At 72.7% G+C, this 14429-nt stretch carries 15 protein-coding genes and 1 other RNA gene; 5 read left to right on the top strand and 11 right to left on the bottom strand.

Annotated features, from left to right (window positions below; genetic code table 11):
* Positions 1-40 precede the first annotated feature (40 nt).
* The gene (locus ACW0Q9_RS11990; protein WP_456180580.1) at positions 41-844 is read left to right on the top strand and encodes an S-methyl-5'-thioadenosine phosphorylase; all 804 of its coding nucleotides are present in this window, start codon (positions 41-43) and stop codon (positions 842-844) included.
* A 109-nt stretch (positions 845-953) separates the two neighbouring features.
* The gene (gene mdlC / locus ACW0Q9_RS11985; protein WP_456180578.1) at positions 954-2549 is read left to right on the top strand and encodes a benzoylformate decarboxylase; all 1596 of its coding nucleotides are present in this window, start codon (positions 954-956) and stop codon (positions 2547-2549) included.
* Between the two features lie 4 nt (positions 2550-2553).
* Here the strand turns inward: mdlC and ACW0Q9_RS11980 are convergent, their stop codons facing one another.
* The 10 genes from ACW0Q9_RS11980 to pruA all read right to left on the bottom strand — a co-directional run bounded on the left by ACW0Q9_RS11980 (position 2554) and on the right by pruA (position 11194).
* The gene (locus tag ACW0Q9_RS11980) at positions 2554-3537 is read right to left on the bottom strand and encodes a hypothetical protein (protein WP_456180576.1); all 984 of its coding nucleotides are present in this window, start codon (positions 3535-3537) and stop codon (positions 2554-2556) included.
* Between the two features lie 38 nt (positions 3538-3575).
* A complete protein-coding gene (locus ACW0Q9_RS11975; protein ID WP_456180574.1) occupies positions 3576-4028 on the bottom strand; it encodes a hypothetical protein in 453 nt (150 codons plus the stop codon).
* A gap of 117 nt (positions 4029-4145) precedes the next feature.
* A complete protein-coding gene (locus tag ACW0Q9_RS11970) occupies positions 4146-4808 on the bottom strand; it encodes a hypothetical protein (RefSeq protein ID WP_456180572.1) in 663 nt (220 codons plus the stop codon).
* An 84-nt stretch (positions 4809-4892) separates the two neighbouring features.
* Positions 4893-5268, bottom strand: a transfer-messenger RNA (tmRNA) gene (ssrA, locus tag ACW0Q9_RS11965).
* A gap of 104 nt (positions 5269-5372) precedes the next feature.
* Complete coding sequence (smpB, locus tag ACW0Q9_RS11960; protein ID WP_091261380.1) at positions 5373-5852, bottom strand: SsrA-binding protein SmpB; 480 nt, start codon at positions 5850-5852, stop codon at positions 5373-5375.
* Between the two features lie 114 nt (positions 5853-5966).
* Complete coding sequence (ftsX, locus tag ACW0Q9_RS11955; RefSeq protein ID WP_456180570.1) at positions 5967-6842, bottom strand: permease-like cell division protein FtsX; 876 nt, start codon at positions 6840-6842, stop codon at positions 5967-5969.
* A gap of 65 nt (positions 6843-6907) precedes the next feature.
* Positions 6908-7588: a cell division ATP-binding protein FtsE gene (gene ftsE / locus ACW0Q9_RS11950; protein WP_262286553.1), complete on the bottom strand. Its 681-nt coding sequence runs from the start codon at positions 7586-7588 to the stop codon at positions 6908-6910.
* A gap of 118 nt (positions 7589-7706) precedes the next feature.
* Positions 7707-8828, bottom strand: coding sequence for a peptide chain release factor 2 (prfB, locus tag ACW0Q9_RS11945; protein WP_456180567.1), 1122 nt, complete (start codon positions 8826-8828; stop codon positions 7707-7709).
* Positions 8829-8873: 45 nt separating this feature from the next.
* Positions 8874-9389 (bottom strand): PadR family transcriptional regulator, encoded by a 516-nt coding sequence (locus ACW0Q9_RS11940; protein ID WP_091313480.1) that lies wholly within the window; start codon positions 9387-9389, stop codon positions 8874-8876.
* A 176-nt stretch (positions 9390-9565) separates the two neighbouring features.
* Positions 9566-11194, bottom strand: a complete 1629-nt coding sequence (pruA, locus tag ACW0Q9_RS11935; protein WP_456180565.1) for an L-glutamate gamma-semialdehyde dehydrogenase — start codon at positions 11192-11194, stop codon at positions 9566-9568.
* A gap of 426 nt (positions 11195-11620) precedes the next feature.
* On the opposite strand from pruA, the gene ACW0Q9_RS11930 reads away from it, so the two are divergent.
* A complete protein-coding gene (locus ACW0Q9_RS11930; RefSeq protein ID WP_456180563.1) occupies positions 11621-12643 on the top strand; it encodes a hypothetical protein in 1023 nt (340 codons plus the stop codon).
* Between the two features lie 18 nt (positions 12644-12661).
* Here the strand turns inward: ACW0Q9_RS11930 and ACW0Q9_RS11925 are convergent, their stop codons facing one another.
* Complete coding sequence (locus tag ACW0Q9_RS11925) at positions 12662-13171, bottom strand: DUF6912 family protein (RefSeq protein ID WP_456180561.1); 510 nt, start codon at positions 13169-13171, stop codon at positions 12662-12664.
* Between the two features lie 203 nt (positions 13172-13374).
* Between ACW0Q9_RS11925 and ACW0Q9_RS11920 the strand changes: the two genes are divergently transcribed.
* Both ACW0Q9_RS11920 and ACW0Q9_RS11915 read left to right on the top strand, forming a co-directional pair.
* Entirely contained in the window at positions 13375-13605 is a 231-nt protein-coding gene (locus ACW0Q9_RS11920; protein ID WP_456180616.1) for a helix-turn-helix domain-containing protein, read from the top strand.
* Positions 13606-13696: 91 nt separating this feature from the next.
* Positions 13697-14365: an Rv3235 family protein gene (locus ACW0Q9_RS11915; RefSeq protein ID WP_456180614.1), complete on the top strand. Its 669-nt coding sequence runs from the start codon at positions 13697-13699 to the stop codon at positions 14363-14365.
* Positions 14366-14429 lie beyond the last annotated feature (64 nt).

Raw genomic sequence — 14429 nt, 5'->3', positions numbered from 1 at the left:
CTGACCGGCGGGTGATCGCGACGGATCGAGGGAGGGCCGGATGGCGGCTACGGCCGAACTGGCGGTGATCGGCGGGTCGGGTCTCTACGCCCTGCTCGACGGCGCCACCGAGCACGTGGTGGAGACGCCGTACGGCGCGCCGTCGGATCCGGTCACCATCGCCGAGGTGGCCGGCCGGCGGGTGGCGTTCCTGCCGCGGCACGGGCGCGACCACCGCTACCCGCCGCACCTGATCCCCTACCGGGCCAACCTCTGGGCGCTGCGGTCCCTGGGCGTACGCCAGGTGCTGGCGCCGTGCGCGGTCGGCGGGCTCCGGCCCGAGCTGGGCCCGGGCACGTTCGTGGTGCCGGACCAGCTCATCGACCGCACCAGCGGGCGGCCCCAGACCTACTACGACCAGGGCGCGGTGCACGTGTCGTTCGCCGACCCCTACTGCCCGGCCGGGCGACGGACGCTGCTCGACGCGGCGGCCGGGCGGGGCGTGCCGGCGGTGGACGGCGGGACGGTGGTGGTGGTCGAGGGGCCGCGGTTCTCCACCCGGGCCGAGTCGCGCTGGTTCGCCTCGATCGGCGGCACGGTGGTCAACATGACCGGCCACCCCGAGGCCGTGCTGGCCCGCGAGCTGGCCCTCTGCTACACCTCGATCGCCCTGGTCACCGACCTGGACGCGGGGGTCGAGGCGGGCGGGTCGGTGACCCAGGAGGAGGTCTTCCGGGTCTTCGCGGAGAACACCGACCGGCTGCGCGGGGTGCTGCTGGACGCGGTCGCGGCGTTGCCCGCCGAGCGGGACTGCTCCTGCGGGCAGGCACTGGACGGGATCAAGCTCCCGTTTCCGTTGCCCTGAGCGCGGGGAAGCGTCCGAAAAGTCGTCCTCGGCCCGATAGATTCGGCTGGTCGGGGGACTGATCACCGGGCCGTCTCCGGCACGCGCGGGGGACGGGAGGCAGCCGGCGATGGCAACGGTCCGCGACACGACCTACGACCTGCTCCGCGAGCTGGGCCTGACCACCGTCTTCGGCAATCCCGGCTCCACCGAGGAACCCTTCCTCCAGGACTTCCCGGCCGACTTCCGCTACGTGCACGCGCTCCAGGAGGCCTCGGCGATGGCCATGGCCGACGGCTACGCGCAGGCCACCGGCCGTCCCGCGCACGTCAACCTGCACACCGCCCCGGGCACCGGCAACGGCATGGGCAACCTGGTCACTGCCTGGCACAACAAGACGCCGCTGATCGTCACCGCCGGCCAGCAGAACCGGGAGATGCTGCTCATCGAGCCCCGGCTGGCCAGCCCCCGGGCGGTCGAGCTGACCCAGCCGTACGTGAAGTGGGCCCACGAGCCGGCCCGCGCGCAGGACATCCCGGCGGCCTTCATGCGGGCGTACGCCTCGGCGGTGCAGCCCCCGGCCGGGCCGGTCTTCCTCTCCCTGCCGATGGACGACTGGAACCGGCCGGCCGACCCGCCACCGCAGGTGCGGACCGTGGCCACCCGGATCGCGCCGGACCCGGACCGGCTGCGCGGCTTCGCCGCCACGCTGGCCGCCGCCCGCGCGCCGGCGCTGGTGCTCGGCGCGGCGGTGGACCGGGCGGACGCCTGGCCGGCCGCCGTGGCGCTGGCCGAACGGCTGGCCGCCCCGGTCTGGGCCGCGCCGGCGCCGGAGCGGGCCGTCTTCCCCGAGGACCACCCGCAGTTCCGGGGCGTCCTGCCGTACGCGATCGGCCCCCTGGCCGAGGCGCTGCACGGCCACGACACCGTGCTGGTGGTGGGTGCCCCGGTGTTCCGCTACTACCCGTACGTGCCGGGCGACTACCTGCCCGCCGAGGCCCGGCTGCTGCACGTCACCGACGACCCGGACGAGGCGGCCCGGGCCCCGGTCGGGGAGAGCCTGCTCGGCGACGCCCGGCTGGCCATGGACGGGCTGGTGGAGCTGCTGCCGCCGACGGACCGGTCCCCGCCGCCGGCCCGGGACGCCCCGGCGCCGGCCGAGCCCGCCGACCCGCCGAGCGCGGACGCCCTCTTCACCGCGCTGGCCGGGCAGTGGCCGGCCGACGGGGTGCTGGTGCAGGAGTCGCCGTCCAACCTGGCCGCGCTGCGCCGCCGGCTGCGCATCAGCCGGCCCCGGTCGTACTTCACCATGGCCAGCGGCGGCCTGGGGTTCGGCCTGCCGGCGGCGGTGGGCATCGCCCTGGCCGAGCGGGACACCGGACGCGGCCGGCCGGTGGTCGCGGTGGTCGGCGACGGCTCGTTCCACTACTCGGTGCAGTCGTTGTGGACCGCCGCGCAGCTCGGCCTGCCGCTCGCCGTCGTGGTCCCGGTCAACCAGCAGTACGCGATCCTCAAGGCGTTCGCGGAGCTGAAGCACACGCCCGGGGTGCCGGCGCTGGACCTGCCCGGGCTGGACGTCGCCGCGGTGGCGCGCGGCTACGGCTGCGCGGCCGAGGTGGTGGAGTCGACGGAGCGGCTCGGGCCGGCGCTGGACGCCGCGCTCGCCGCCGACCGGCCGACCGTGCTGCCGGTGCCGATCAGCACCGACGTGCCGCGGATCCTCTAGCGGGTCAGCGGCGCACGAGGAGCGGGCTGCCGCTGGCCACGTCGAGCACCGTCCGGTCGCCGAGGGGCGCCTTCAGCGTGACGCTCACCGGCTTCATCACGAGCTGCATCGTGCACGGACCGGTCGAGCGGACCACCCCGGCCCCGAGCACCACCACGTCGTCCCGCTCCAGCACCAGCGGGGTCGGTTCCCCGTCGCAGGCCCCCGTGCCGACCCGGTACTCGACCCGGTTCCCGTTCACCGCCTGCAGGTCCATCGCTCCGACCACACCGTCGTCCGCCGGGCGGCTCGGCGCGACGCCCTCCGGCGCGGTCCCGACCGCGCTCGGCGCCACGGCGAGGCGGGCCACCGGCGCCCGGAGCCCCTCCACGGTGAACAGCCAGGCCGGCACGCTGGCCTCGCCCCGGCTGGTACGCACCATCGCGCTGCCCAGCGTCACTCCGGTGACTGTCAGCGGGATGCACGGGCTGGGCGCCTGGGTGGCGGCCCAGCCGTCCGGGCCGGGCTCGATGGTCGGGCCGCCCTTCGGCCGCCGCGGCCCCGGCGTCGAGGGCCGGCCCTCGCACGGGGGCGGGTCGCCCTGGTCCAGCTGGGCGTACGCGTCGGCGGCGCTGACCAGCGGGACACGCAGCGTCCCGTCGGGGAAGCGGATCGTCCCGTCGGCGGGGCGGGTGCTCGGCAGGTCGATCTGGTCCCGGTACCAGCCGTTGAGGAAGGCCTGCTTCGTCTCGTCGGTGAAGCCGGGGTCGCCGGCCAGCACGGTGGCGTCGTCGAGCGGCACGTACCCGCTGCGCCAGGCGGGGCCGGGGCGCCACGCGTCGGCCACCTCGGTGGCTCGCTGGCCGAACGCCTCCCAGCGGTGGTCGGGACCGGAGGCCGCCGGACCGCTCGGGCCGGCGGCCGACGGGCCGGCCGGGTCGGCGCCGGGCGCGGCGCAGCCGGCCAGGACCAGGAGCGGTAGCCCGAGGAGGGCGAGAGAGCGACGCATGCCGGTTGGACGCGACGCTCCCCCGGCCGGTTCCCCGGTCAGTCCTCCCCGCCCAGGTCGGCCTGGTACGCCTCCCAGAGCAGGTCCGCGCCGCGCTGCCGGTGCCGGTCGAGCGCCCGCAGCAGGTTCCGGGCCTGCTCCCGCAGCTCCTCGGCGGGCACCGCGGGGAGCCGCGCCGCGTGCTGGAGCGCGGCGATCGCCGCCACGATGGCGGTGTGCTCGCCGGCCAGGAGGCGTACGCCACGGTCCAGCCGGGGCGCCTGGTGGAGCAGTTCGGCGTAGAGGCCGGCCGGCCCCTCGGTGACCCGGACGTGCTCGGCGAAGCCCTGCCCGAGCGGGCCGAGCCGGCCGATCAGGTGCTCCCGCCAGCGCGGCTCGGCCGGGGCCGTGGCGAGCGCCCGGGCGAGGGCGCGCACGTCGCCGGGGACGGCGGGCCGGGGCCGGGGCACGGCGGTGACGGTGGACGGCTGCTGGATCGGATTGGTGACCATGGCACCTCCCGCACTGCTGCGCTACCGCGTACAGCGATGGTGAACCCGGGTTCCCGACCTGTCCAGGAGCGGCCGGCGGCTCATCTGCCCCATCCGTCCCAGCGGTCCCACCAGCCCCTACAGCCCCAGCGGATTGCCGGCCATGCTGCGCAGGTGACCGGCGAGGGAGTGCGCGTCGCCGTCCCGGCCCTGGTCCGGCCGGCCCGCGGTGATCGCGTCGGCGAGCGCCCGCAGCTCGTACGGGGGCAGGTTGCCCAGCCCCGGGCCTTGCAGCGGGATGGTGACCCGGCGTCCGCTGTCCCGGTCCCGCGCGATCAGCGTCGGCACCCGCACCACCCCGTCGTCACCGACCCGCTGGGCGACCGCGCCGCCGCGCACCTCGGCGGTGGCCAGGTCGACGGTACGGGTGCCGAACGCGCCGCGGACCGAGGCCCGGGTCCCGTCCAGCCAGGCGGCCGTGCGCAACACCCGCAGCACCAGGTAGAGCCCGAGCAGCAGGAACGGCAGCCCGCAGAGTCCGGCGTAGCGCAGCGGGGCGGGCGCGGCCGTGGCCCCGTCGTGCAGGTCGGGCGGGAGCAGCTCGGGCGGCAGGTCCCGGACGTCGTCGTACGAGGGAACCGGGTCGCCGAAGCCGGTGACCCGGCGCAGCAGGTCGTCGGCGACCACCGGCAGCAGCACGAATGCCGCGCCGAAGGCGCTGAACAGGACACCCACCACGGCGGCCACGGCGCGCTGGCCGGACGCCGCGCCGACGGAGAGTCGGATCCGCTCGTTCGTCACAGGCGGCAGCCTAGAGCGCCGGCACAAGGACCCTGGAGACGACTGTGCGCCCCGGTCCGGGTGGACCGGGGCGCACAGGTCAGGTGGTGGAGGTGCCGGGAATCGAACCCGGGTCCTTCGCCGCCTTGTCAGGGCTTCTCCGAGCGCAGCTCGCTGTGCCTCTACTCGGCCCCTCCGATCACGCGAGCGAGTCGGTGTGACGGGCCCAGTCGCTGATTGATCTCGCCGCACGGACCCCGCGACCGGGTCCGGTTGGCCAGCCTTCTAGCTGATGCCGGCTAACTGGGTCGAAGGCGCTCCCAGGCCGACAGACTTGCTACTCGCCTCAGGCGGCGAGAGCGAAGTCAGCGCGATTGTTCTTGGCGCTTATTGGTTTCCGACGAACGATTCTCGAGACGACGTCGGCTTCCTCGGCTCGCTTCCCCTGCCGCAACGTACGAAGTCGAAACCAGTCACCCCCTCGACGGGCTGCCCCTGTCGGCAGCATCACCAAGCCTAACGCCTGGCGCAACCGGATTCATTCCGAGGCCGGCCGGAAGCCGACACCCGGACAAACCGGAAGTTTCACTCACTCATGCCCTTGCCGCGCCGGCCCACCGCCCGGGCGATCTCCCGGTCGGCGTCCCGCTTGGCCAGGTCCTGGCGCTTGTCGTAGGACTTCTTACCCCGGGCCAGGCCGATCTCCACCTTCGCCCAGCCGTCGGAGAAGTAGACCTGGAGCGGAACCATGGTGAGACCGCTCTCCTTGGTCTTGCCGATCAGCCGGTCGATCTCCAACCGCTTGAGCAGCAGCTTCCGGGTGCGCCGGGGCTCGTGGTTGGTCCAGGTGCCCTGGGTGTACTCCGGGATGTGCATGCCGTGCAGGTAGAGCTCGCCGTCCCGTTCCTGGGCGAACGCGTCGACCAGCGACGCCCGCCCGGCCCGCAGCGACTTGACCTCGGTGCCGGTCAGCGACATGCCCGCCTCGTAGGTGTCGAGGATGGCGTAGTCGTGCCGCGCCTTCTTGTTGGAGGCGACCACCTTGCGACCCTTTTCCCGTGGCATCGGCGCCACCTCCCTTCCGATCGCGGAGCGCGGATCATGCTACCGGAAACACAAGGACCCTCCCGCGCGGTTTATTCCGCGCGGGAGGGTCCCCGGAGAGCCGTGCGGTGGGAGCTAGACCCGCAGGTAGAAGCGGAGCGTGACCCAGGCGGTGACCGCGCTGACCAGGCCACCGACGGCGGCCATCAGCGGGAAGGTCAGGAAGATCTCGGACCAGGAGATCGGGGTGATCAGGCCCTCCAGGGCCGCCATCGAACTCCCCGCCGCGAGGGTCTTCAAGGCGATCAACGCGATCAGGCCGAGGACCGAGCCGATCAGACCGGCGACCACCGCCTCCAGCACGAACGGCGCCTGGATGAACCAGTTGGAGGCGCCGACCAGCTTCATGACCGCGACCTCACGCCGCTTGCTGTACGCGGCAACCTGGATGGTGTTGGCGACCAGCAGCAGGGCGGCGACGGCCATCACGATCGCGATGGCGAGCGCGCCGTTCTGGAAGCCGCTGAGCACGCCGAAGACCTTGTCGAGCAGCTTGCTCTGGTCGACGATCGTGTCGATGCCCTCGGAGGTCTTGTACTCGTCGTAGATCTGCTTGTACTGCTCCGGGTTGTTCAGCGTGAGCCGGAACGACTCCGGGAGCTGGTCCGGCTTGACCGCGTTCACCAGGTCGGGGGCGTCGGCGTACATCTGCTGGAAGCGCTTGTACGCCTCCGCCTTGTCGACGTAATCGACGTCCTTGACCAGCGGGTCCGCATTGAGCTTGGTCTCGAGGTCGGTCCGCTGCTGCTCGTTGACGTCGGTCTTGAGGAAGATCGAGACCTGGACGTTCTCGTAGTAGAGGTCCTTCATGTCGCCGACCTTCTGGTACAGAAGGCCACTGCCGCCCAGCATGAACAGCGACACCGCCATGGTGATGATCATGGCGAGGGTCATGGTGACGTTGCGCCACAGTCCGACCAGTACCTCGGACAGGACGTACTTCATCCGCATCGGGATATTCCTCCGGCTCTCCGGCGTGAGGTGTTCGTCGTCAGGTTCGGCGAGTCGTCAGCGGCTCAGCCGTAGACGCCGCGGGCCTGGTCGCGCACGATGCGGCCGCTCTCGATCTCGACGACGCGGCGGCGCATCTGGTTCACGATGTTGGAGTCGTGCGTGACCATCACGACGGTCGTGCCGGTGCGGTTGATCCGGTCCAGCAGGCGCATGATCTCGATCGAGGTGTCCGGGTCCAGGTTTCCGGTGGGCTCGTCCGCCAGCAGGATCAGCGGCCGGTTCACGAACGCCCGGGCGACCGCGACCCGCTGCTGCTCACCACCGGAGAGCTCGTGGGGGTAGCGGTGCTCCTTCCCACCGAGACCGACCAGCTCCAGCACCTCGGGGACGACCCGGCGGGCGACCGCCTTGGTCTTGCCGATCACCTCCAGCGCGAAGGCCACGTTCTCGTAGGCCGTGCGGTTCGGCAGGAGGCGGAAGTCCTGGAAGACGCAGCCGATGGAACGCCGGAAGTGGGGTCGCTTCCAGGAACGCATCGACGTGACGTCCTTGCCGTTGACGACGACCCGCCCCTTGTTGGGGGTGACCTCGTGCAGCAGCAGTTTGATGATCGTGGACTTGCCGGAGCCGGATGGACCGATGAAGAAGACGAACTCGCCCTTCTCGATCGAGACGGACACGTTGTCGAGCGAAGGCCGGGACGCCTTCGGGTACGTCTTCGTCACTTGCTCAAGCTGAATCACGGGTCGAGAGTCTACGCGGTGTAACCGGAGAGCCAAGCCCCCCGCCCCTCCGAAGCGGGTCGCGTCGTCGATTCAGCCGGTCAGGCAGAGATCGATGACGCGCTGCGTCCGAGGTCGGTCACGCGCTGTCAGCGGTGATCTGCTGCTGCTTCCGCCAGCGGATACCCGCCTCGATGAAGCTGTCCAGTTCGCCGTCGAAGACCGCGGACGGATTGCCCGTCTCCTGCTCGGTCCGCAGATCCTTCACCATCTGATAAGGGTGCAGAACGTACGAGCGCATCTGGTCGCCCCAGGAGCCGGCGGCGTCGGTCTTCAGGCCCTGGAGCTTGGCCTGCTCCTCCTGCCGCTTGCGCTCCAGCAGGCGGGCCTGGAGCACCCTCAGCGCCGAGGCCTTGTTCTGCAGCTGGGACTTCTCGTTCTGGCAGGTGACCACGATGCCGGTCGGGATGTGGGTGATCCGGACCGCCGAGTCGGTGGTGTTGACGCTCTGCCCGCCCGGGCCGGAGGAGCGGTAGACGTCGATCCGCATCTCGTTCTCGGGGATCTCGATGTGGTCGGTCTGCTCCACCACCGGCAGCACCTCGACGCCGGCGAAGCTGGTCTGCCGGCGACCCTGGTTGTCGAACGGGCTGATCCGGACCAGCCGGTGGGTGCCGGACTCCACGCTGAGCGTGCCGTAGGCGTAGGGCACCTTGACCGTGAAGGTGGCCGACTTGAGGCCCGCCTCCTCGGCGTACGAGGTCTCGTAGACCTCGGTCGGGTAGCCGTGCCGCTCGGCCCAGCGCAGGTACATCCGGAGCAGCATCTCGGCGAAGTCCGCCGCGTCCACGCCGCCGGCGCCGGCCCGGATGGCGACAAGCGCCTCCCGGGAGTCGTACTCGCCGGAGAGCAGGGTGCGGACCTCCATCTCCTGGATGGCCTTGGTCAGCCCGGTGATCTCCGACTCGACCTCGGCGAGCGTGCCGGGGTCGGACTCGGCCTGGGCCAGCTCCAGGAGCACCCCGGCGTCGTCGAGCCGGGAGCGGAGGGTGCCGAGCTTGGAGATCTCGCCGTTGACGTACGACAGCTGCGACGTCACCGCCTGCGCCTTGGCCTGGTCGTCCCACAGGTCCGGCGCGGAGGCCTCCTGCTCCAGGCGGGCCTTCTGCTCGCGCAGCTTGTCGAGGTCGAGCACGGCCTCGATGTTGCGCAGGGTGGCGTCGAGTTCCTTGAGCTGTTCGGCGTAATCGGCAGCGGTCACGACAGACAAGCCTACTGCCTATGCTGGCCGGTCCGGCGCAGGTGGTCAGCCGACCGGGGCGCTCTTGAGCCAGGACAGCGCGGCGCGGTGGTAGGCGACGGCGAACTCCAGCGCGCTGGCGTCGTAGTTGTCGCCTTCCTTCTTGGCGTTCTTGACCTGCTCCCGCACCGCCGCCAGGGCCTCGGTGTGGTACTCGTTCGCCGAGGCGTACAGGTTCTTGAGCTGGCTCGCCGAGTGCAGGTTGCCGAAGGCGATCCGTAGCGCTATCGGGTTACGGATCGTGTCCCGGCCCGGGTTCTCCGCCAGCCAGCGGGAGAATGTCCGTTTCCCGGCCGCCGTGATCGCGTACGGCTGGCTCAACCGCGGCCCGGGCTTGCCGAGCCGCACGAGACCCTTCTCGGCCAGGACGGGAAGCTCCCGGTAGACCTGGCTGCGGGTCATCGACCAGTACGGCGCCAACCGGCGCTCGGCGGCGGCCATGAGTTGGCCGCCTGTCATCGGGCCGTCGTGCAGCAGGCCCAGCAGGGCCGCCGCCGTCGGGTTGACTCCGGATTCCGCCATGCCCTCTAAGCTGCCACTTTGTCGGACCCGGCGTCCACGATTTGCCGTTTTCGCCACCCGTTGGCTGGTCCGATGTGCACTGTCGGCCGACGACAGTCCGCCGGGGACGGGCGAACCTCGCCCGGCCGGCCGGTCGCCGGTGACGCTGAGTGCGCCACCGGCGACCGTTTCGCAGGTCATCCCATGTGCGGGTAGCCGTGCTCGGTCGGCGGGACGAAGGTCTCCTTGATCGTCCGCGGCGACATCCAGCGGACCAGGTTGTGCCAGGAGCCCGCCTTGTCGTTGGTGCCGCTGGCCCGGGCGCCGCCGAACGGCTGCTGCCCGACCACCGCGCCGGTCGGCTTGTCGTTGATGTAGAAGTTGCCGGCCGCGTACCGCATCTTCTCCGCCACCTGGTCGACCACCCGGCGGTCGGTCGCGAAGATCGACCCGGTCAGCGCGTACGGCGCGATCGACTCGGCCTGGTGGACCACCTCGTCGAAGCGGGCGTCGTCGAAGACGTGCACCCCGAGGATCGGCCCGAAGTACTCGGTGGTGAAGGTCTCGTGCGCGGCGTCCGAGCACTCGAAGAGGGTCGGCCGGACGAAGTAGCCGACCGAGTCGTCGGCGGTGCCGCCGGCCAGGATCTTGCAGGTGTCGTCACCCTTGATCAGGTCCAGCGCGGCGGTGTGCCGGCCGAACGCCTTGTCGTCGATCACCGCGCCGCCGAAGTTGCTGAAGTCGGTGACGTCGCCGTAGGTGAGCGAGTCGGCGGTGGCGGCCAGCCGGTCGCGCAGCCCACCCTCCCAGATCGACCGCGGGATGTACGCCCGCGAGGCGGCCGAGCACTTCTGGCCCTGGTACTCGTAGGCGCCCCGGATCAGCGCGGTGTGCAGGGCGTCCACGTCGGCGCTGGTGTGCGCGACCACGAAGTCCTTGCCGCCGGTCTCGCCGACCAGCCGCGGGTAGCCCCGGTAGCGGGCGATGTTGTCGCCGACCGTCTTCCACAGGTGCTGGAAGACCTTGGTGGACCCGGTGAAGTGGATGCCGGCCAGGTCGGGGTCGGCCAGTACGACGTCGGAGACCTCCTCGCCGCGCCCGGTGACCATGTTGATCACACCGGGCGGCAGGCCGGCCGCCTCGAACAGCCGCATGGTGAAGTGGGCGGCGAACTGCTGGGTCGGGCCCGGCTTCCAGACCACGGTGTTGCCGAGCAGGGCCGGCGCCGAGGGCAGGTTCCCGGCGATCGCGGTGAAGTTGAACGGGGTGACCGCGTAGACGAAGCCCTCCAGGGGCCGGTGGTCGAACCGGTTCCACACGCCCGGCGAGGACATCGGCTGCTCGGCCAGGAGCTTGCGGGCGAAGTAGACGTTGAACCGGAGGAAGTCGATCAGCTCGCAGGCCGAGTCGATCTCGGCCTGGACCGCGGTCTTGGACTGGCCGAGCATGGTGGCCGCGTTGAGGGTGTCCCGCCAGGGGCCGGAGAGCAGGTCGGCAGCGCGCAGGAAGATCGCGGCGCGCTCCTCGAACGGCAGCGCCCGCCACATCGGCGCGGCGTCCTTGGCGGCCTTGACCGCGGCGCGGGCGTCGTCGTGGGTGGCGTGCCCGGTCACGCCGAGCACGTGGGCGTGCTTGTGCGGCTGGACCACGTTGATCGGGTTGCCGCCGGCCATCCGCTGCTCGCCGGCGATGGTCATCGGCAGCTCGATCCGCTCGGCGGCCAGTTCGGCCAGCCGCCGCTGGAGCCGCTCCCGTTCGGCGCTGCCCGGCTCGTAGGTGTGGACCGGCTCGTTGCGCGGCTCGGGTACGGAGAACACGGCGTCCATCACAGGCTCCTGTGCGATCTCGACGGCGGTGGCGAGTGGGACCCCGCGGGCGCCGGCCGGGCGGCCGGGTGCCGGGCACCGCGCGGCGGACCGGTCGCGGCGGCGGGACCTCGGCTGATTCTTCCATGCGGAGGGCCGGAGCCGACCTCCACCGCCCCTGTTCGGGTGGCCCACGTCGGCGCACCCGGACGCACCACCGCACACCGGACCGTAGGCGACAACCCACCCGGGCCCGACGAATCTGTGGTCAAGTCCGCCGCTCGCCTGCGATCCGTCGCCGGCCGATCACGGCGACGGCAGTCCCGTCGAGCCGGGCCGGGCCGGCCGGCCGGGTCCGGAGCGGGACCGGGCGGGCCGCGTACCCTGGATGGCCGGTGACCTGCCCGGCCCGTCGCGGCCGATCCGGCGTCCGTCGAGAGGGAGACGATGAGCAAGCAGCCCGGCAGCTCCACGGCCGCGGAACCGGACCAGCCCGCCACCGGGCCGGCGGTCGAACCGCCGGCCGGAGCCCTCTCGGAGGAGACCGTCGAGGCCGCGCCCGCCGGGGGCCGCCTCGCGCACGCGCCCGGCGCCCTGGTGCTGGCCGTGCTGTCGATCGGCTGGCTGGCCGCCATGCTCTGGTCCACCCGCGCGGCGATCACCTCGGCCGCGGCCGGGGTCACCGCGCTCAGCCTCTCCGCGTACGCCCTGCCCGGCGTGATCACCGCAGCGCTCGTCGCCGGCGCCGCGGTCGCCCTGGTGGCGACCAACCGGCTGGGCCGGGCCACCCTGCGCTTCCTGGCCGCCGTCGGCGCCGGCCTGCTGGTGGGGCTCGCCGCCGCGGTGGCGGTCAACCTGACGTACGCCGACAACGCGACCACCAACACCATCGCCGGCACGACAGCCGCGGCGGCGATCATCGGCGGGGCGATGGCCGGTGCGCGCAACGCGCGGGTGGTCGGCGCGCTCGCCGCCGCCACGCTGGCCGCACAGGTCTTCGTGGTGCTCTTCAGCCGCGCCCGGGATCCGCTCTCCGACCTGTTCGGCGCCGGTGACACCCAGCAGTCGATGCTCGACGCGGCGAAGTGGGTGTCCCGGACCGAATCCCTGCTCGCCGGGTTGATCGCCGGCCTGGTGGCGTACCTCTACCTGGCCTGGGCCCGCCGCCGAGCCGTGCGGCGGGACGGGGCCGCCGCCGAGCTGCGCTGGCCGGCGTACCTGGTGGCCGGGGCGGGTGCGGGCCTGCTCCTGCTACTCACCGAGGTGATCATCCGGGTCGGTGGGCGCGGGCTGCTCGACCTGGCCGCCGCGCTCAGCGAGGCGGACCAGGTGGCGCAGACCGCGCTCGGCACCTCGCGGGTGGACAACGCCATCTGGGTGCTCTTCGTGGGGGCGCTCACCGCGCTCATCCTGTTCGGCCGCACCCTCGGTCCGCGCGCCGTGGAGGACGAGGACGAGACCGACTCCTGAGCCCCCCCCCCGCGGGCGTCAGGAGACCTGGCGCAGCAGCAGGTCCAGCTCGGTCACGTCGTACCACTCCAGCTCGTGGTCCTCGGCCCCGTCGACGGTGAACTGGGCGTCCGGATCGCCGGCCTGCGCCTCGGCCACCACCTCGGCGGCCGCGGCCACGTCGTCGACCGCCTCCGCGCCGTCCACGTGGATCGCGGCTACCGACTTCACCGGCACCGGCCCGGACAGCCGGACCACGCTCGACCCCAGCTCGCCGCCGATCCGGCCGACCGCACGGGCCGGCAGGTCCACCGAGACGACGACCCGCCGCCGGGGCGCGGCCGGATCGGCCCGGAGCAGCAGCAGCGCCTCCTGGGCGGCCCGGGTGAAGGCGACGTACTCCAGCTCCTCCTCGTCGCCCTCGGCGTACCACTCCCGCAGTTCCGGGGTGACCGCGTGCGCCCCCTCGCCGGCCAGGCCCTCCTCGCGCAGCCGGGCCAGCATCGGGACGGTCGCCGGCACGTACACCCGGACAAGCTCGTCGGTCACCGGTCTCTCCCCGCCGTCAGGCCCCGGCCGGCGGACGCCGGCTCCGGGCGCCGATCATGCCGTACGCCGTGACCGTCATACACCCCGCACCCGCTGCGGAGAAGTTCCATGCCGGTGTGTCCCCCGGCCGGATTCGCCGTGCGGGCCTGGGGCGACCCGGCTCGTGATGGCAAACTGAGGCAAACGAAGCCAACCCGGGAGTCATCGTGGAGCCGAGGTTCCTGCTGCTGTCCGACGTGGCCGCCGAGCTGAACGTCTCGGACTCGCAGGTCTACCACATGGTGCGCAGCGGCGAGCTGCCCGCCATCAAGATCGGCGGCCGGGGCCAGTGGCGGGTCGAGCGGGCCCGGCTGGAGGAGTACATCCAGCGCAAGTACGCCGAGACCGCCGAGTGGGTACGCGGCAACCCGCTCACCGACCGCGACGTCGAGTAAGCACACCGCATTGACGGTCGGCGTTTCCTTACCCGAGAATGAGGAGCAGTCAGAGGCAAACGAAGGCAAACGCAAGGAACAGGGGTTGAGGATGGTCGACACCCGCCGCCCGCTGGCACCGCGTCCCCCGGTCCGGCTCCGGCCCGCCCCGCCGCTGGACCCGCCCTGCACCGACCAGGACCCGACATGGGGCGACGCCTGGGGCGATGTCGACCAGCTCGCGTTCGACCTCTTCAATGCGCGCCGGGACCTCGACCGGCCCGCCACCCGGCCCGCCGACGGCCCCGCCCGCCGTGCTGGTCGCGTTGCTGACCGATCCGCGGGACGGGCTGGCGGCCGCTCGACCGGCGACGTCCGGCCGGCGCCGACCGGGCCGGGGCGTTCGGCCGGCCCACCGCCCGCGGCGCTGGTCACCGCGACCCCCGAGGCCGCCCGGGCGGCGCACCGGTTCGTCCGCACCTTTCTGGAGATCGTCAACGGCTACCGCCCGCCCGGGCAGCTCCGGCCGCTCTGCCTCCCCGAGGCCGCCGCCCGGGTGTCCGCCGAGCTGACCCGTGCCGCCCGCCGGGTCGGCCCGGCACGCCGCCGCACCGCCCGACCGGTCCTCCAGCTCCGCCGGCTACGCGTCTGCGAACCTCGCGCGGGCGCGGTCGAGGCCGCCGCCGTGCTGGCCGGGGCCGGCGGAGCGAGCTGGGCGATCGCGCTGCGCCTGGAACACCGCCGCGGCACCTGGCTCTGCACGGTCCTCGACGTCCTCTGACCCACCTGGATCGACTCCAGCTCGGCGAGCTGGAGTCCATCCCTCCCCGCGATCTTGCAGTTGG

It is taken from the genome of Micromonospora sp. I033 (assembly GCF_053890995.1).
The sequence above is the reverse complement of the archived record's forward strand: the minus strand, read 5'-3'. Positions and strand labels throughout refer to the sequence as shown.